Annotated in this window: 16 protein-coding genes and 1 pseudogene; 7 read left to right on the top strand and 10 right to left on the bottom strand. The window is 69.9% G+C overall.

The window, feature by feature from the left end:
- Positions 1 to 31: 31 nt before the first annotated feature.
- The gene (add, locus tag ACGFIV_RS30990; RefSeq protein ID WP_392838398.1) at positions 32 to 1,063 is read right to left on the bottom strand and encodes an adenosine deaminase; all 1,032 of its coding nucleotides are present in this window, start codon (positions 1,061 to 1,063) and stop codon (positions 32 to 34) included.
- Between the two features lie 83 nt (positions 1,064 to 1,146).
- Positions 1,147 to 1,923 (bottom strand): class I SAM-dependent methyltransferase, encoded by a 777-nt coding sequence (locus ACGFIV_RS30985; protein WP_392838397.1) that lies wholly within the window; start codon positions 1,921 to 1,923, stop codon positions 1,147 to 1,149.
- 218 nt (positions 1,924 to 2,141) lie between these two features.
- Between ACGFIV_RS30985 and ACGFIV_RS30980 the strand changes: the two genes are divergently transcribed.
- The 3 genes from ACGFIV_RS30980 (at position 2,142) to ACGFIV_RS30970 (ending at position 4,418) form a co-directional block, all read left to right on the top strand.
- Complete coding sequence (locus tag ACGFIV_RS30980; protein ID WP_392838396.1) at positions 2,142 to 2,720, top strand: CGNR zinc finger domain-containing protein; 579 nt, start codon at positions 2,142 to 2,144, stop codon at positions 2,718 to 2,720.
- Between the two features lie 208 nt (positions 2,721 to 2,928).
- On the top strand, positions 2,929 to 3,540 hold the full coding sequence (locus tag ACGFIV_RS30975; protein ID WP_358561177.1) for a hypothetical protein: 612 nt from the start codon (positions 2,929 to 2,931) through the stop codon (positions 3,538 to 3,540).
- Between the two features lie 152 nt (positions 3,541 to 3,692).
- Positions 3,693 to 4,418 (top strand): ThuA domain-containing protein, encoded by a 726-nt coding sequence (locus tag ACGFIV_RS30970; protein ID WP_392838395.1) that lies wholly within the window; start codon positions 3,693 to 3,695, stop codon positions 4,416 to 4,418.
- A 24-nt stretch (positions 4,419 to 4,442) separates the two neighbouring features.
- Here the strand turns inward: ACGFIV_RS30970 and ACGFIV_RS30965 are convergent, their stop codons facing one another.
- Positions 4,443 to 5,792, bottom strand: a complete 1,350-nt coding sequence (locus ACGFIV_RS30965; RefSeq protein ID WP_392838394.1) for a helix-turn-helix domain-containing protein — start codon at positions 5,790 to 5,792, stop codon at positions 4,443 to 4,445.
- A gap of 253 nt (positions 5,793 to 6,045) precedes the next feature.
- Here ACGFIV_RS30965 and ACGFIV_RS30960 point away from each other — a divergent pair, with 253 nt between their 5' ends.
- The 3 genes and pseudogenes from ACGFIV_RS30960 to ACGFIV_RS30950 form a co-directional block, all read left to right on the top strand.
- Positions 6,046 to 6,438 carry an ATP-binding protein gene (locus ACGFIV_RS30960; RefSeq protein WP_392838393.1) on the top strand — a complete coding sequence of 131 codons (393 nt, stop codon included), beginning with the start codon at positions 6,046 to 6,048 and terminating at the stop codon, positions 6,436 to 6,438.
- A gap of 187 nt (positions 6,439 to 6,625) precedes the next feature.
- On the top strand, positions 6,626 to 7,192 hold the full coding sequence (locus ACGFIV_RS30955; protein WP_392838392.1) for a GNAT family N-acetyltransferase: 567 nt from the start codon (positions 6,626 to 6,628) through the stop codon (positions 7,190 to 7,192).
- Between the two features lie 278 nt (positions 7,193 to 7,470).
- Positions 7,471 to 7,890, top strand: a pseudogene (locus ACGFIV_RS30950) (Clp protease N-terminal domain-containing protein); the annotation flags it as partial.
- A 234-nt stretch (positions 7,891 to 8,124) separates the two neighbouring features.
- On the opposite strand, the gene ACGFIV_RS30945 reads toward ACGFIV_RS30950, so the two are convergent.
- Complete coding sequence (locus ACGFIV_RS30945) at positions 8,125 to 9,186, bottom strand: GNAT family N-acetyltransferase (RefSeq protein ID WP_358559889.1); 1,062 nt, start codon at positions 9,184 to 9,186, stop codon at positions 8,125 to 8,127.
- Between the two features lie 363 nt (positions 9,187 to 9,549).
- Here ACGFIV_RS30945 and ACGFIV_RS30940 point away from each other — a divergent pair, with 363 nt between their 5' ends.
- Positions 9,550 to 11,223 (top strand): amidohydrolase, encoded by a 1,674-nt coding sequence (locus tag ACGFIV_RS30940; protein WP_358559887.1) that lies wholly within the window; start codon positions 9,550 to 9,552, stop codon positions 11,221 to 11,223.
- Between the two features lie 82 nt (positions 11,224 to 11,305).
- Here ACGFIV_RS30940 and ACGFIV_RS30935 read toward each other — a convergent pair whose 3' ends face one another.
- The 6 genes from ACGFIV_RS30935 to whiA form a co-directional block, all read right to left on the bottom strand.
- Positions 11,306 to 11,650, bottom strand: coding sequence for an RNA polymerase-binding protein RbpA (locus ACGFIV_RS30935; protein ID WP_189163482.1), 345 nt, complete (start codon positions 11,648 to 11,650; stop codon positions 11,306 to 11,308).
- A gap of 108 nt (positions 11,651 to 11,758) precedes the next feature.
- Positions 11,759 to 11,989, bottom strand: a complete 231-nt coding sequence (gene secG, locus ACGFIV_RS30930; protein WP_358559885.1) for a preprotein translocase subunit SecG — start codon at positions 11,987 to 11,989, stop codon at positions 11,759 to 11,761.
- Between the two features lie 129 nt (positions 11,990 to 12,118).
- Positions 12,119 to 12,904: a triose-phosphate isomerase gene (gene tpiA / locus ACGFIV_RS30925; RefSeq protein ID WP_358559883.1), complete on the bottom strand. Its 786-nt coding sequence runs from the start codon at positions 12,902 to 12,904 to the stop codon at positions 12,119 to 12,121.
- 7 nt (positions 12,905 to 12,911) lie between these two features.
- Positions 12,912 to 14,099 carry a phosphoglycerate kinase gene (locus ACGFIV_RS30920; RefSeq protein ID WP_358559881.1) on the bottom strand — a complete coding sequence of 396 codons (1,188 nt, stop codon included), beginning with the start codon at positions 14,097 to 14,099 and terminating at the stop codon, positions 12,912 to 12,914.
- Positions 14,099 to 15,103: a type I glyceraldehyde-3-phosphate dehydrogenase gene (gap, locus tag ACGFIV_RS30915; RefSeq protein WP_358559879.1), complete on the bottom strand. Its 1,005-nt coding sequence runs from the start codon at positions 15,101 to 15,103 to the stop codon at positions 14,099 to 14,101. Before gap ends, ACGFIV_RS30920 begins: the two co-directional genes overlap by 1 nt.
- A gap of 701 nt (positions 15,104 to 15,804) precedes the next feature.
- Positions 15,805 to 16,785, bottom strand: coding sequence for a DNA-binding protein WhiA (whiA, locus tag ACGFIV_RS30910; RefSeq protein WP_248965560.1), 981 nt, complete (start codon positions 16,783 to 16,785; stop codon positions 15,805 to 15,807).
- Between the last annotated feature and the right edge of the window lie 107 nt (positions 16,786 to 16,892).

Below are 16,892 nucleotides of genomic sequence, written 5' to 3'. Positions count from 1 at the left end.
CGGTCTCGGCCGCCGTCGGCCCCCCGTGACCTCAGCGGGGCACGGCCAGCGCGTCGATCTCGGCCGTGATCGCGCGCTTGCCGTCGTCGTCCAGGAAGGACGCCTGCACGGCGTTGCGGGCGAGGGTGGCCAGCTCCGCCGGTCCGAGGCCGAACTCCCCGGCCGCGATGCGGTACTCGCGGTCGAGGGTGGTCCCGAACATGGGCGGGTCGTCGCTGTTGAGGGTGACGAACAGGCCCTCCTCCAGCATGCGGGGCATCGGGTGGGAGGCGATGTCCGGCACCTGGCAGGTGCGGACGTTGGAGGTCGGGCACACCTCCAGCGGGATCTGGGTCTCCCGGAGGTGGGCCATGAGCCGGGGGTCGGCCACGCAACTGGTGCCGTGGCCGATGCGCTCGGCGCCGAGCCCCTCGATGACCTCCCAGATGGTCTCGGGCCCGGTCATCTCGCCGCCGTGCGGCACGCTGTGCAGGCCCGCCGCCACGGCCGCCCGGAAAGCGTCCCTGAAGGCGTCGCGATACGCGGGACGCTCCTGCTCGATGCCGGCGAGCCCGAATCCGACCAGGGCCTCGGGCGGCTCGTTCAGCGCGTGGTCGAGCGTCGCCCGGGTGCCTTCCAGCCCGTACTCGCCGGGGATGTCGAAGATGTAGCCGACCCGCACGCCGTGCTCCAGCGCCTGCCGTGCCGCCACGTCCAGGGCCTCGGTTATGGCGCGCCTGGACATGCCCACCCGCTGGTGGGAGTACGGCGTGACCGTCAGCTCGAAGTACCTGACGTTCTGGGCGGCGAGGTCGCGCGCGGCGCCGGTGACGAGGGTGGCGACGTCCTCAGGTTCCCGGACGAGGCCGTTGACGCCCTCGTAGATCTGGGCGAAGTGGGGGAAGTCCCGGAACTCGTAGAAGGCGCGCAGCTCCTCCTCACCGGTGGGCACCGGGCTGCCCGGATACCTCCGGGAGAGTTCCAGGACGGTGGGCACCGACGCGGATCCGATCAGGTGGATGTGGAGTTCGACCTTGGGCAGGGCCGCGATGAACGCTTCGGTGGATGGGGGGATCTCTGTCATACCACTCGACCCTAAGCAGCCCCGCGACCCGCACGAAAGGGATTTATCCGGAATCTAACACGATCCTGTTAGATTCACGTCAGTCAGGGGCGGACGGCGGCCAGGAGCCGGTTGTTCCCGTTCTGCCAGAGCGTTCCGATCTCGGCGAAGCCCGCTCCGCGCAGCGCGGTGACGTGCGTCGAGAGGTTCCCCGACTCGGAGCCGTGGTGCGCGGCGGCGACCCTGCGCTCCCGCTCGGCGTGGAGGCCGGACAGGATCGGGTCCGCGTCGACCGCCGCCCACCACTGGCGCCAGTCCTCGGGCATGCCCTCGGTGAAGCGCCGCCGGGTCGCCCGGTCGTAGATCGCGTGCTCGATCTTCGCCAGCGCCGGTGAGACGTCTTCCACGTCGAGGTGGTCACCGTTGAGGAACAGCCCCCCGGGACGCAGCACGAGGGACAGCTCGGCGAACATCGTGCGGAGCCCGGCTTCGGACAGCCAGTGAAGCGCGGTGGTGCTGACCGCCACGTCCACCGGGCGGTCGAGACGCAGGCCGGAGGCCCATCCGGCCGCACGCAGGTCGAGGTCCTCGAACCGCAGGCCGGACCTTCCGTCGTGGCACGCGCGCCCGAGGGCCAGGAGCAGCGGATCGGCGTCGATCGCGACGACCGTGGCGTCGGGGAGGCGGTCGAGCAGGCGGGCGGCGAGCGAGCCGGGCCCGCAGCCGAGGTCGAGGACCAGCGGGTCGGGCCGTCCGGCGCCGGCCTCCACGGCGTCGATCAGGGCGGTGAACCGCTCCTCCCGGTCGGGCAGGTAGCCCTCCTGCTGGCGGTCCCATCGCGCGATCCAGCCCTGCGCCACCTCACGAGAAAGAGCCGGCATGGAAGCCTCCTTGTAACTGTTGTTTATACTTTGAATAGTGACAAGCCTAGAGGGCGACGCGTAACGGGTCAAGGCACGTTCGACAGTTACTCCCTGCCGCGACCGGCCGTACGTCCCGGCGCCCTACCGCCGTGACCGGCGCTTGTCACGGTCTCTCGTGACCGTCTTGGGCTAGGTTGATGGTCGCGAGTTCCGACGCGAGGATGTAACTGGTCAAAGTGAACTTCAACAGCCACTCCGACGCCGTGGTGGCGGTCGCGGCGTCCCTCATCAACACCCTGACGGCGGGCGAGGCGCGCGGCAGGCCGTACGCCCTCCCCCCCGAGGGTCCCGAGCGGCGCGCGGCGGTCACCGCCGCCCTGCGCGCGGGCAGCCGGCGCGCCCGCGAGGCGACCGACGCCGAGGCGCGCGACCTGGCCGCCGTCGCCACCGAGCTGCGCGTGGTCTTCGCCGCGGTCGAGGCGGGCGACGTCGACACCGCCGCCGAGCAGGTGAACCGCCTGCTCGAACGGTTCCAGGCGCGCCCCCACCTCGATCGGCACGACGGGGAGCCCTGGCACCTGCACTTCCACGGGAAAGGCGAGAGCCGGTCCGACGAGTGGGCCGCGTCGTGCGCCACCGGCCTCGCCATCGTGCTCGGCAGCGAGCTGCATGACCGGCTGGGCGTGTGCACCGCGCCGCACTGCGACCGCGTCTACGTCGACGTCTCGCGCAACGGCACCCGCCGTTTCTGCTCCACCGCCTGCCAGAACCGCGTCAAGACCGCCGCCTTCCGCGCCCGCGCCGGCCGCGAATAGCCTCCCCGAGGGTCTCGCGGACCGCGCCTCGTTTCAAAGCGAGGTAAAGCAATGGTCACGCTAAGTGTTGATCCGAATACAACGGGAACAGAAGGAAAGATCACATCGAACGGCGGCGAGCCGTTCGCCTGGCAGGCGGTCAGGTCTCCGAGAACATGCCCCCCGGAGGCGCGGGCCGTCACGCCGCGAAGCTCCATGGGGGGAAGAAGTGGCTGTACGGAGTCCTCGATCCGTCGCCGTACCGGCGGCGGCGGCATTTCTCGCGGTGGCGCTGCTCGGCGGCTGCGGCGGTCACAAGACCGCCGTCGTGACGCCCGAGAACGCGGTCGCCACCAGCCCGGCCGCCCAAGCGCCGCCGGCCGGCGCCCAGCCGTCGGCGGGCACCGACACCGAGTACAACGCCGAGTGCCCGACGGGAGGCAACGCCAAGCCGTTCGCCAAGACCCGCTTCGCTCTGCACGCGGGCCTCGCTCTCGGGGCCTTCCACCGGTACATCTACAAGCCGCTGCGCAGCGGCGGCTTCAACGCCGGGGCCGAGAAGCGCAAGCGCACCTTCGTGAAGGCGGCCGTGGCGGGCGTCTTCGCCCTGCACGAGCTGAAGGTCGCCAAGGGCTTCGCGGTGGCCAACCCCACGCTGTGCAAGGCCGTGGAGGGCGTCAGCAGCAAGTTCACCAGCCTCACCGACAAGCTCAAGGGCGGCACCGCCACGGAGGCCGACCTGGACACCAGCAAGTCGTCCATGGACGGCCTGCAGAAGGACGCCTCGAAGACCGGCTACGACTTCAAGGAGCAGAACGTCACCGTTCCCGGCGCCGGCTGACGACCCTCCCGTCTCCGTCCACCTGGCATTGGGGTTGTCGCGATGCCGCTCAGTCCGTGATCGTCGCAGGGATGCTACCCGCGAGGTAGGACATAACTGAGCATCGCCGGCCGATCCATGGTGGGGCCGTACGGCAGGAGGAGACACCGCGGATGATCGTCAACGTCACCGTCTGGGGCGAGAACTACCACGAGCCGCGAGAGGAGGACGTGCGCCGGCGCTACCCCGACGGGATCCACGGCGCCATCGCGGCGGGGCTGGCCGAGCACCTGGGAGACCGCGTCAAGGTGCGCACGTCCGTCCTCGGGGACCCCGAGTGCGGCCTGCCGGAGAAGGACCTGTCCGAGACCGACGTGCTGGCCTGGTGGGGGCACATGGCCCATGAGGAGGTGCCGGACGAGGTCGTCGAGCGCGTACGGCAGCGCGTGCTCGGCGGCATGGGCCTGCTGGTGCTGCACTCCGGGCACTACTCGAAGATCTTTCGTGCGCTCATGGGAACCACGTGCACGGTGAACTGGCGCGACGCGGGCGAACGCGAGCTTGTCTGGACGGTGAACCCCGCCCACCCGATCGCCCGCGACGTTCCCCATCCCCTGGTCATCGACCAGGACGAGACCTACGGCGAGCCGTTCGGCATCCCCGAGCCCGACGAGCTGGTGTTCATCAGCTCCTTCAGCGGTGGCGAGGTGTTCCGTAGCGGCTGCTGCTACCGCCGGGGCAACGGCCGCGTCTTCTACTTCAGCCCCGGCGACCAGGGATACCCGGTCTACCACCACCCGGATGTCCGGCGCGTCCTGGCCAACGCGGTGCTGTGGGCCGCACCCGAGAACGGAACCGGCGAACCACTGCGGAACGCGCACATCCCCGCCCCCCGATAGAGGGCTACGACCCGGGGGCCGAGGCTAGGCCGCGAGGAGGCGGTCGTACCGGCCGGCGAACTCCGATGACTCCCCCGCCACCGCCCGCAACGGCGCCAACTCTCGCAGCGTCCGCCGGGACCCGCTCATTTGCGAAAGCAGATTCAACCCCTCGTTCAACGACTCCTGCTTCGCTCCCGAAGCCAGTAGCGCATTGGCCAGACAGGAACGGTAATAGAGCCGGTTCCGGTCGCCTATCGCCGAATCGGCCAGCAAACGCTGGAAGCGGTCGACAGCGCGAACGGGCTTGTCGAGGGTCATCGAGGTCAGCCCCTCGAAATAGGTCAGCGTGGTCTCGCTCACGAAACCGGTCCAGGCCGGATCGTCCTCATGAGTCCCGTGTTCCACCTCTCGCCACGCCGTCGCGATGGCCCTGCGACACGCGATCTGGTCGCCCAGAGTGGCGTGAGCGACGGCCTCGCGTACGGCGAGAAGCGCGTGCACCCGAGGGGTCGCCCACCTGCGAGCGGCCTCCCTTCCCACCGCGACGGAGTGCAGTGCCTCACGCGCCCGACCCGGGTACGTCCGCGCCAGTCGTATGGCCTGCATCGCCAGATATGACGTGACGTTCACGCGAAGCCGCTCGTCACCGGCGTGGCCCGCGTACATGTAGGCCTCGGCGTACAGCTGCCGGGCAAGGTTCTGGTCATCCACGTCGTAGGCGAGCCAACCGGCGCACACGCACAACTCACCGGCCGTTGACAGCAGCCGGCGACCGATCGATTCGGTGAAATCGGCTTCGTCGAGCATTCGCCGTACTCTGGCGAGTAGGTGGAGGGCGGGGGCGAGCAGCATGCCTCCGCCTATTCGCTGGTCATCGGAGTAAAGACGTTGAATCGTGGCGTTGAGATGCTTGATGTGGGGGGCTTCGACCCGGGTCGGAATGGTCACGGGGGCCCATCCGATGCCCGCTGCGAAACCACCTGCGAGAACTCCGTTGAAGTGGCGGCGGTCCATCTCCATATCCTGATTTATGCCCGCAACAGCCGCGTCTGCCACCGGATCACCGGCAATCAGGGGCATGAGAGCGTGGCGCGGCATGCCGACGGCGTCCGCGAAGCGGAGGAGTTCTCGGATGTCGTAGATCGTGTCGCGCTCACCGCTCTCGACGCGGGTGACCGTGCTCTGCGACCAGCCCGTCAGACCGGCGAGATCGAGCTGGCTCAGCCCCATCGCCGCGCGGACGATCGCGACGAAGGCGGCCAGGTCGGCCGAGGCCAGCGCCTCGCGCATCGGCAGGCAGTCCCACAGCCACGCCGGTGTGACGGGCCGCGCGCCACGGGTCGCCCGCAGGCAGGGAGCGCACACCGGGTCGCGGCTGTAGCGGCTCAGCACCGTCCTGCGGCATCCTGGACACAGCCGCTCCCCCATGCGCCCGAGTCCTTTCTCGCGAAGCCCGTCAGGCGCGTCACCGTAGGAGAATCCGACGGCGCTCGCGATGCCAATCTGTCATAACCCGGTGTCATCGATCAATGACGGGGTGGCGTTTCCCGCAAGGCACTCTCACCAGACGCTGACACCCGCCCGCGAAAGGGCGCGGTGCCGGTGGGAGAAGGGATCGGGATGCTTTCCGTTGAGCGCGTGAGCCATGTCTTCGGTGCTCTCCACGATCGAACAGGTGCCCCTGGCCAGGCGTGAGACGGTGAGCACGCTCGCCTCCTGGGGCGTCGACCAGGAGACCGCCTTCACCGCGAGCCTCATCGTGACGGAGCTGGTGACGAACGTCGCCGAGCACGCGGCCTCGGAGTCTCCCACCGCCACGGTCATGCTGGCCGCCGACGCGCGCTGGCTCACGGTGGCCGTCCACGACACCCACCCGCGCCTGCCCCGCGCGCTGGCCACGTCCCACGACGACGGCGGCCGGGGACTAAGAATGGTGATGCTCCTCACCGAGGAGGCGGGAGGACAACACACCGTCGAGCCCACGACCTCAGGCGGCAAACACATCGTCGTCCACCTCCCACGCCCTTCGAGAGCTTGACGGTCGGCAATGTGCGCAGATCTTGGGACGGGCGACGGGTCGGGTGACGGTGGTCCGCCCACCCGTCAAGCGATTGACGGGTGGGCCGGGTGTCGCCCACCCGACGTCGCGCCGCCTCGTGCGGTGACAGGTCGCCCTTGGCAGAAACCCGTTTGACCGACGGAAGGCCGGTCGGGACGATCAAAGGGTGCGTATCCATACAGAGTTCCTGAGATTTTCGCCCGACGACGCGACATCGCTCGCCGATTTCCTGACCGAAGAGGAATGGCCCTATCACTCGGGAACCCAGGACCGGGAGGCGGTCGAGCGCAGGGTCGCCGAGGGCCTATATGACAACGAGGAGACAAGAACGTTCTGGGTGCTCGCCGATGGAGAGCGCGCGGGGCTGGTCAGGTTGCAGGACCTCGACGACGGGGGTCCGATGTTCGACGTGCGGGTACGACAGGCCTGGCGAGGACGGAGCGTCGGCACGCAGGCGGTGGCATGGCTGACCGGTTACCTGTTCACCGAACTGCCCGACATCACCAGGATCGAGGGCACGACCCGTCAGGACAACCACGCGATGCGAGCGGTCTTCCGCAAGAACGGCTACGTGAAGGAGGCGCACTACCGGGACGCGTGGCCGGGCCGAGATGGCAGACCGCACGACTCCATCGGCTATGCGATCCTCCGGCGCGACTGGCTTTCGGGGACTGTCACGCCCCCGGACTGGCACGATGATCAGCGAGACAGTGCGGTGGCAAAGCAGCTTTGAGGACCATCTGGCCGGCGACCGGCACTTCTGCGTGATCACGGACGACGGTTCCGCCACCACCGACCCCCGCGCCGACCCGAAATCCGCACGCCTGCCGGCCGGCCCCTCACCGCGCGACTCAACCACGCCGGGCCGTCCCGGCCTCACCCGGTGAGGGTGCCCTTCGGATGCCTGGGCGTGGCGGGGTTGTTTGCCGCATAGTGGAGGAAGCCGTACCGAGCCGGTCCCCCATGCCAGCGGCCCGGCCGACTTTCACCGGACGCACGCGGAGGCTTCCCGTGTTCGAGCGCTTCACCGATTCCGCCCGTCGTGCCGTGGTCGCCGCCCAGGAAGAGGCCAGGCGGCTCAACCACGACTACATCGGCACCGAGCACGTGCTCCTCGGCCTCCTGGGCGAGGGCAAGGGGCTCGCGGCGACGGTGCTGAAGGGCCACGGCCTCAGCCTGGACGACGTCAGGACGAACGTCGAGGAGATCGTCGGGCCCGGGGAAGGCGCACCCGGGGCGCACATCCCCTTCACCCCGCGCGCCAAGAAGGTCCTCGAACTGTCCCTCCGCGAAGCCCTCCAACTGCACCACAACTACATCAGCACCGAGCACATCCTGCTCGGCCTGGTCCGGGAGGGCGAGGGGGTCGCCGTCCAGGTGCTGTCGCTCCAGGAGGTCGACCTCCAGCAGGTGCGCGAGCAGCTCATCGAGGGAGCGGAGACCCGCAGGGTCCGCCGCCTCGCCAACCCCGCCGATGACACCGTCCTGTTCACCCCCGCGCAGGGCCTGGGCTCGCGCCTGGAGCGCATCCAGGAAAGCCTCGACCGCATAGAGCGCAGGCTCGACGCCATGGGGGTCCCGCCCGCGCCCCCGGCACCGCCGGCCTCTCCCGCCCCGGGCGAGACGGGCGCCGGCGCGAGTACGGGCGAAGCGGACCCCACGTGATCAGGTGAACCGCCGCGATCCCGCGGCCGGGTCGCGGGTCGCCGGCACCAGCGTGCCCGCGGCCATCCGCGCCTCCAGCACACCGGGGTCCTCGGTGTAGGCCAGCGTCGCGCCGAGGGAGAGCAGCAGGCGGCGCATGCGCACGTTGTCCGAGAGCAGGGTCGCCCTGACCTCCGCGAAGCCGAGGTCACAGGCCTCCTGGAGCAGCATGCGGGCCAGCGCGCCCCCGAGGCCCCGCGCCTGCCACCGGTCCTCGACCAGGAACGCCATCTCGGCGATGCCGGGATCCTGGGTGAAGATCAGGTTGGCGAGGGCCACCACCTGGCCGTCGTACCCGGCGACGAGCGAGTGCCCCCGGTCGCGGTCGCAGAGCCGGTCGAACATGCGCGGCGGCAGGGCCGGCATGGAGGTGAAGTAGCGGAACCTCCGGGAGTCGGGAGAGCACCGGTCGTGAAGGTCGCGCACGGCCTCGCGGTAGAGGAGGGTGAGGGGGCGCACCTGCACCTCCACCCCGTCGCTGAGCAGCACCGGGCGCTCCGCCGCCGTGGCCTCGGCCGGAGGCTGCGCCAGCCGTACCAGCGCCGCCGCCCGGGCGGCCTCGGTCAGCGTGAACGAGAGCCCGCTCCTGCGGAGCCGGACGGCGCGGCGCGAGGCGACGGGCACGGTGAGCAGCGTCGGGTCCGGCAGGTCGGACGACATGTCGGCCCCGTACACCCAGCGGGCGTCGTCGGCCCGCAGCAGGTCGGCCAGCACCTCGGGCAGGCGCCAGGGCGCGGCCCGCAGGCGGGAGGCGAGCAGCAGGACGCGGGTGGGCTCGTCGGTCAGCTCGTGGGCGGTGGCGGGCACGACCTGCACGCGCCGGCCGCCCGCCGCCTCCAGGGCCTCGCGCACGGTCTCGGCGGACGCCGGGATGTCCGCGACGAACTCGTCCACGGTGCCGTCGGTGTCAGGTTGGACGCTGAGTCCAAGGATGTTGCCGCCCCTGGCCGCGAGCGCGGCGGTGAGGGAGGCCAACCGGCCCGGCCGCTCGTCAACCGTGGTACGAATCCGCAAGAACCCCATCAAAACCCCCTGTTGTCTGGTCACCAGAATGCCGTCGGACTGTTACAAAGCTGCTACACAGGGATGAGCCGGCGGTTTCGTTTACATGCTTTGCTCCTGAACGCGCGCTTTCATACGACGTGTCGTGAATCGCCGTGCTTTCCGGTGGCAGGCTGCGGAGCGGCCGACGGATATAGCAGGATGTGGCGATACGAGCGGTCGCGTTCCCCGCTGCGGAGATCTGGTCGGCTCCGCCCCCGGCCGACGCGCGCCCACGGTGAGCGAACCCTTCGACGGCGAGCGACACCGGCACCACCACCATCACGATCAACAGGTAGGAGGAGGGGTCCCGCACCCCTGCGGGCGCGGGACCCCGGATTCTCGATGACCGATCTGCTCTTCCGCGGCGGACGCGTGTTCACCGGCTCGACACGCCTGCCCGTCGCTCCCCCATATCCCGCTCACCCCGGATCCACCGGCCCGGACGCGTTCGCCGAGGCGGTGCTGGTCAGGGACGGGCGGATCGCCGCCGTGGGCGCCGAGGCCGACGTCGCGGGTCAGGCGCGCCCCGGCCACGAGACGGTGGACCTCGCCGGCAGGCTGCTGACGCCCGGTTTCACCGACGCCCACATCCACCCGGTGCAGGCCGGGCTCGAACGGTCGAAGTGCGAGCTGTCGGAGGTGTTCGGCCTCGCCGCCTACGTCCAGAAGGTCGCGGTGTACGCCAAGGAACACCCGGACAAGAAGTGGATCGACGGCGGCGGCTGGGACATGGCCGCCTTCCCCGGCGGGCTCCCCCACCGCACGCAGCTCGACTTCGTGGACCGGCCCGTCTACCTGATCCAGCGCGACCACCACGCCGCCTGGGTGAACACCCGCGCCCTTTCGATCGCCGGGATCACCGCCGAGACGCCCGACCCCGCCGACGGCCGGATCGAGCGCGACCCCGACGGCACGCCGAGCGGCGTCCTGCACGAGGGCGCCATGGACCTGGTCGGCCTGCTCACCCCCCGGCCGACCGCCGGCGACGTCGACGCGGCCCTGATGGACGCGCAGTCGTACCTGTTCTCCCTGGGCATCACCGGCTGGCAGGACGCGATCGTCGGCTCGTACGCGGGTTCCGACGACTTCTTCCCTGCCTACCTGTCCGCCGCCGGCTCGGGGCGGCTGAGGGCGCGCGTCGTCGGCGCCCTGTGGTGGGACCGGACCAGGGGCGCAGAGCAGATCGAGGAGATGACCGAGCGCCGCTCCCGGACCGGAGGGCGGTTCTCCGCCGGATCGGTGAAGATCATGCAGGACGGCATCGCGGAGAACTTCACCGCCGCCGTCATCGAGCCCTACTGCAACTGCGGCCCCGACCAGCGCGGCCTGTCGTACGTGGACCCGGCCCTGCTCAAGGGCTACGTCGCCGAGCTGGACCGCCTCGGCTTCCAGGTGCACTTCCACGCCATCGGCGAGCGCGCCGTACGGGAGTCCCTGGACGCGCTGGAGGGGACGGCGCCCGGCAACCGGCACCACATCGCCCACCTGCAGATCGTCGAACCCTCCGATGTGCCCCGCTTCGCGCGGCTCGGCGTAACCGCCAACCTCCAGCCGCTGTGGGCGACCCACCACCTGCAGATGGACGAGCTGTGCATCCCCTACCTCGGGGAGGAGCGCTCGTCCTGGCAGTACCCGTTCGCCGACCTCGTGCGTACGGGCGCGCGGCTGTGCGCGGGCAGCGACTGGCCGGTCTCCTCGGCCGACCCGTTGCAGGGCATGCACGTGGCGGTCAACCGCACCGAGCCGGGCGGGTCGGTGCACGCGGGCTACCCGACGGCCCAGACCCCGTTCCTGCCGGGGCAGAGCCTCGACCTCGCCACCGTGATGACCGCGTACACCGCGGGATCGGCCTGGATCAACCACGACGACGAGGCCGGCGTCATCGCGGAGGGCAACCGCGCCGACCTGGTGGTGCTCGACCGCGACCCGTTCGACCTGCCGGCCAAGGAGATCTGGACCACCAAGGTGGCCATGACCTTCGTCGGCGGCGAGGCCGTCTACGAGCGCCCGGCCTGAGCCCGCGGGCCTGCCGGATGACGATGCCCCCGCGGGTCACCCGCGAGGGCATCGCTCGTTTCAACGCACTACCGGCAGAGACCTACCAGGGCGAACGGTTGTTGCGAAGCCGCTCCAGAGCCTCGGCGAGGATCGCGGCGCCGTCGGTGTCGCTGCGCCGCTCCTTCACGTAGGCCAGGTGGGTCTTGTACGGCTCGTTGCGCGGGGGCGCGGGCGGAGCCGACTCGTCCTGACCGGCGGGAAGACCGCATCGAGGGCAGTCCCAGTACTCAGGGACGGCCGCGTCACTGGCGAAACTCGGACGCGTCTCGTGCATGTTGGCGCACCAGAACGAGACCCGCACGCGAGGGGCCGCCTCGCCACGCTCGGCCTCCCCCATCGGACCGGCGCCGACACGGCTACCACGGATCGCGTTGCCACTACCCACGGATGAACTCCTCGCTTGATCGCCCCGCCACGGACGGGGAAAGAATCTCTGTCAGGCTTTCCGGGAATGACCGTTACCCCCGGTAAGGTCACTACGCCGGTAGGTCCGCTACGGCTTGAGCAGCAGGCCCAGCGCGATGATGCAGACGAACCAGATCGTGCCGGTGATGATCGTCAGCCGGTCGAGGTTCCGCTCCACGACCGAGGATCCGCCGAACGACGACGTGAAACCGCCGCCGAAGAGATCCGAGAGGCCACCACCCTTGCCCTTGTGCAGCAACACGAGTAGCACCATGAGTGCGCTCGACAGGATGAGGGCGATGGATATTCCGATAGTCACCGTTGACCTGTTCCCTGTTACGCGCGCCGAAGCGCGACCTGACCTGCCCGGCGATCGCCGGGGTGATGATTCAAAGTTTCTCTTCGAGGGTACGTCGTGATGTCAACTCGTACCTCCGAAACAGCTCAGCTAGCCCGACATTTCGCCAAAACGGCAGATCTTTGCGAACTCGACCGGGTCCAGGCTCGCGCCACCGACCAGGGCTCCGTCGACATCGGGCTGGGCCATGATGCCGGCGATGTTGCCGGACTTGACCGACCCACCGTAAAGGATACGGACACCCCCGGCCACCTCGTCGTCGTACAGCTCGGCGAGTCGCGTGCGGATGGCCCCGCACACCTCCTGCGCGTCGTCGGGCGTGGCCACCTCGCCGGTGCCGATGGCCCACACCGGCTCGTAGGCGACGACGAGCGACTTGGCCTGGTCGGTCTTCACGCCGTTGAGGGCGGCGTCGAGCTGCGACAAGGCGTAGGCGACCTGGCCGCCCGCCTGGCGGACCGCGAGGCCCTCGCCCACGCACAGGATCGGCGTGAGCGAGTGCCGGTAGGCCCCCTGCACCTTGGCGTTGACGAGCTGGTCGTCCTCGCGGTGGTGCTCGCGCCGCTCAGAGTGCCCGGCGAGGACGAACGTGCAGCCCAGCTTGGCGAGCATCGAACCGGAGATCTCACCGGTGTAGGCGCCGCTGTCGTGGGCGGACAGGTCCTGCGCGCCGTACTCGATGCGGAGCTTGTCACCGTCGACCAGGGTCTGCACGCTGCGCAGATCGGTGAACGGCGGCAGGACCGCCACCTCGGTGCGGTCGAAGTCCTTGTCGGTCAGCGTGAACGCCAGCTTCTGGACGAGTGCGATGGCCTCAAGGTGATTGAGGTTCATCTTCCAGTTGCCGGCGACGAGCGGCTTGCGGGCAGTGCTCATGGATCGCTCAGTCCTCCAGGGCGGCGAGTCCGGGGAGGGTCTTGCCCTCAAGGTATTCGAGGCTGGCTCCGCCACCGGTCGAGATGTGGGAGAAGCCGTCCTCGGGGAGACCGAGCTTACGCACGGCGGCGGCAGAGTCGCCACCACCGACCACGGTGAACGCGTCCGAGGCGATCAGCGCCTCGGCCACCGCACGGGTGCCGCCGGAGAACGCGTCGAACTCGAACACGCCCATCGGGCCGTTCCAGAAGACGGTCGCGGCGTCGGCCAGCTTGCCCGCGAACAGCTCGCGGGTCTTCGGGCCGATGTCGAGGCCCTCGCGGTCGGCGGGGATCGCCGTCGCCTCGACCACCTCGTGCTCGGCGTCCTCGGCGAACTCGGTCGCGGCCAGCACGTCGACCGGGAGCACCAGGTCGACCCCGCGCTTGTCGGCCTCGGCGATGAAACCGCGCACCTGGTCGAGCTGGTCGGCCTGCAGCAGGGAGTTGCCGACCTCGTGGCCCTGGGCCTTGAGGAAGGTGTACGCCATGCCGCCGCCGATGATCAGGCGGTCGACCTTGCCGAGCAGGTTCGCGATCACGCCGAGCTTGTCGGAGACCTTGGCCCCGCCGAGCACGACGGCGTACGGCCTGGCGGGCTCCTCGGTGAGCTTCTTCAGAACCTCGACCTCGGCCACGACCAGCCCGCCCGCGGCGTGCGGGAGGCGCTTGGGCACGTCGTAGACGCTGGCGTGCTTGCGGTGCACCGCGCCGAACCCGTCGCCGACGTAGAGCTCGGCCAGCTCGGCGAGGCGGCCCGCGAACGCGCCCCGCACCTCGTCGTCCTTGGACTCCTCTCCCGGCTCGAAGCGGAGGTTCTCAAGGAGGGCGACCTCCCCGTCGGCCAGGCCCTCGACGGTGCTCCGGGCGGAGTCGCCGACGACGTCCTCGGCGAACTTCACCGGGCGGCCGAGCAGCTCACCCAGCCGCGCGGCCACCGGAGCCAGCGAGAACTCCGGCGCGACCTTGCCCTTGGGACGGCCGAGGTGGGCGCAGACGACCACCCGCGCGCCGCGCTCGGCCAACGAGGTGATCGTCGGGACCGAGGCGCGGATGCGGCCGTCGTCGGTGATGGTGTCCCCGTCGAGGGGGACGTTGAGGTCGGCGCGCACGAGCACGCGCCGACCCTTGACGTCGAGGGAGTCGATGGTCCGCATCAGAGCTGCGCGCCCACCAGCTCGATGAGGTCACCGAGGCGGTTGGAGTAACCCCACTCGTTGTCGTACCAGCCGACGACCTTCACCTGGTTGCCGATGACCTTGGTCAGACCGGCGTCGAAGATGCAGGAGGAGGGGTCGGTGACGATGTCGGACGACACGATCTCGTCCTCGGTGTAGGTGAGGAAACCGCGCAGCGGGCCCTCGGCGGCGGCCTTGATCGCGGCGTTGACCTCTTCGACGGAGGTCTCACGGCTGACGTCGACGGTCAGGTCGGTGGCCGAGCCGGTGGGGATCGGCACCCGCAGCGCGAAGCCGTCGAGCTTGCCCTTGAGCTCGGGGAGCACCAGGCCGATCGCCTTGGCGGCGCCGGTGGAGGTCGGCACGATGTTCAGGGCGGCGGCGCGGGCGCGGCGCAGGTCCTTGTGGGGGCCGTCCTGCAGGTTCTGGTCCTGGGTGTAGGCGTGGATCGTGGTCATCAGACCCTTCTCGATGCCGAAGGTGTCGTTGATGACCTTCGCCATGGGGGCCAGGCAGTTGGTCGTGCAGGAGGCGTTGGAGATGATCGTGTGCGCCGAGGGGTCGTACAGGTCGTGGTTGACGCCCATGACGATGGTGATGTCCTCGCCCTTCGCGGGGGCGGAGATGATGACCTTCTTGGCGCCGTTGTCGGCGTGGACCCGAGCCTTGGCGGCGTCGGTGAACAGGCCGGTGGACTCCACGACCACGTCGACGCCCAGCTCGCCCCAGGGCAGCTTGGCAGGGTCGCGCTCGGCGAACACCTTGATCGCCTTGCCGTCGACGGTGATCTCGTCGGCGCTGCTCTTCACCTCGTACGGCAGGCGGCCAAGAATGCTGTCGTACTTGAGCAGGTGGGCAAGGGTGGCGTTGTCGGTCAGGTCGTTGACCGCGACGACCTCGATGTCCTTACCGCTGGCCGCTACGGCTCGCCAGAAGTTGCGGCCGATACGGCCGAAGCCGTTGATGCCTACGCGGATGCTCACGGAAACAGATCTCCTCGAACTTCGTGCGCCGGCCTGCCGGCGCCATGGCGGGCTGAAACCTCAGATAACCCTACCGGGTAATAATTGGTGTAGACCACGTGGCTCTCCCCTTTGCGAGCCCCGCCCGTACACCACGACATCCTCCCAGCTCAGAGGCCCGACCACCCCCACCCGCCACCACGATCACCCGAGCCGACCCCGCCCCGAAGCCGACGCGTCCGGGAACCCCGAAGACCATCGCCGAACCAGCCGGCGAACGGACGAGGCCCGAGTCACAACGACCCCACTCGCACCAGGCCCACGGACCAGCCAGGCCCGAGCACCAAGACCCCACCCGAAGCGGCCAACGGACCGGCGTGCCCACGGCACAAAGGTCATGCCGGAGCCGGCCGTCGAACCGGCACGCCCGGAGCCAGGACAGCCTGCTGGAACCGGCCGGCGAACAGCACGGCCCGACCTCGGACCGCACCCGAACCGCTCGGTGGACCGGCGTTGCCGCGATCCCGATCGTCACGCCCGATACGACCAGGGAACCTGGTGAGTAGCCACGCCGGTCAGGGGACCTGGTGCGTACAGGGTCACGATGGTCACGCCCCATACGACCAGGGAACCCCGTGCGTAGCCACGCCGGTCAAGGGACCTGGTGCGTACAGGGTCACGATGGTCACGCCGAATCGGTCAGGGAAGCGGTGCGCACGGGGTCACGGGGCGAGCATTTCGGCGGTGAGGTTGGCGTCGGTGCTGGCGATGCCGAGGTCGGAGGCCCGCTTGTCGGCCATGGCGAGCAGCCGCCGGATCCGGCCGGCGATGGCGTCCTTGGTCAGCGGAGGATCGGCGATCTGACCCAGTTCCTCCAGCGAGGCCTGCTTGTGCTCCACCCGCAGCCGCCCGGCGATCACCAGGTGCTCGGGGGCGTCGTCACCGAGGATCTCCAGCGCCCGCTGCACCCGCGCTCCCGCGGCCACCGCCGCACGGGCCGACCTGCGCAGGTTCGCGTCGTCGAAGTTGGCCAGCCGGTGGGCCGTGGCACGCACCTCGCGGCGCATCCGGCGCTCCTCCCAGGCCAGCACGCTGTCGTGGGCCCCGAGGCGGGTGAGCAGCGCGCTGATCGCGTCGCCGTCTCTGACCACCACCCGGTCGACCCCGCGCACCTCCCGCGCCTTGGCGTGGATCTTCAGCCGCCGCGCCGAACCTACCAGCGCCAGCGCCGCCTCCGGCCCGGGGCAGGTCACCTCCAGCGACATCGAACGGCCCGGCTCGGTCAGCGAGCCGTGCGCGAGGAAGGCCCCCCGCCACGCGGCCTCTGCGTCGCACGTCGCCCCAGACACCACCTGGCGCGGCAGCCCGCGCACAGGCCGCCCGTGGTTGTCGATCAAACCGGTCTGGCGGGCCAGCGCCTCGCCGTCACGGTAAACCCGGACCACATATCTCGACCCCTTGCGCAGGCCGGCCGGCGCGAGCACCAGCACCTCGGCCTTGTGCCCGAACACCTCGCCGATGTCCTTGATCAGACGTCGAGCGGTGACATTGGTGTCGAGCTCCGCCTCGATGACGATGCGCCCGCCCACAAGGTGCAGCCCGCTCGCGAACCGAAGCAATGTCGACACCTCGGCCTTACGGCAGCAAGGCTTCAGCACCGCAAGCCGGCTCAGCTCGTCCTTCACCACACCCGTCATGGCCATGTGCCTGTGTCCTCCCCCAAACAGACGCGTCTCATGGTCGAAGCCGCATCCTCGCGCCCCGTGGACGTTGACTCCGCCCGACGCGGCTCCATCGGCCCCCGGCAAGT

Source organism: Sphaerisporangium sp. NPDC049003 (assembly GCF_043197795.1).
Lineage (GTDB): Bacteria > Actinomycetota > Actinomycetes > Streptosporangiales > Streptosporangiaceae > Sphaerisporangium.
Note: the sequence above shows the minus strand (reverse complement) of the source record. Positions and strands in the feature narration are given on the sequence as shown.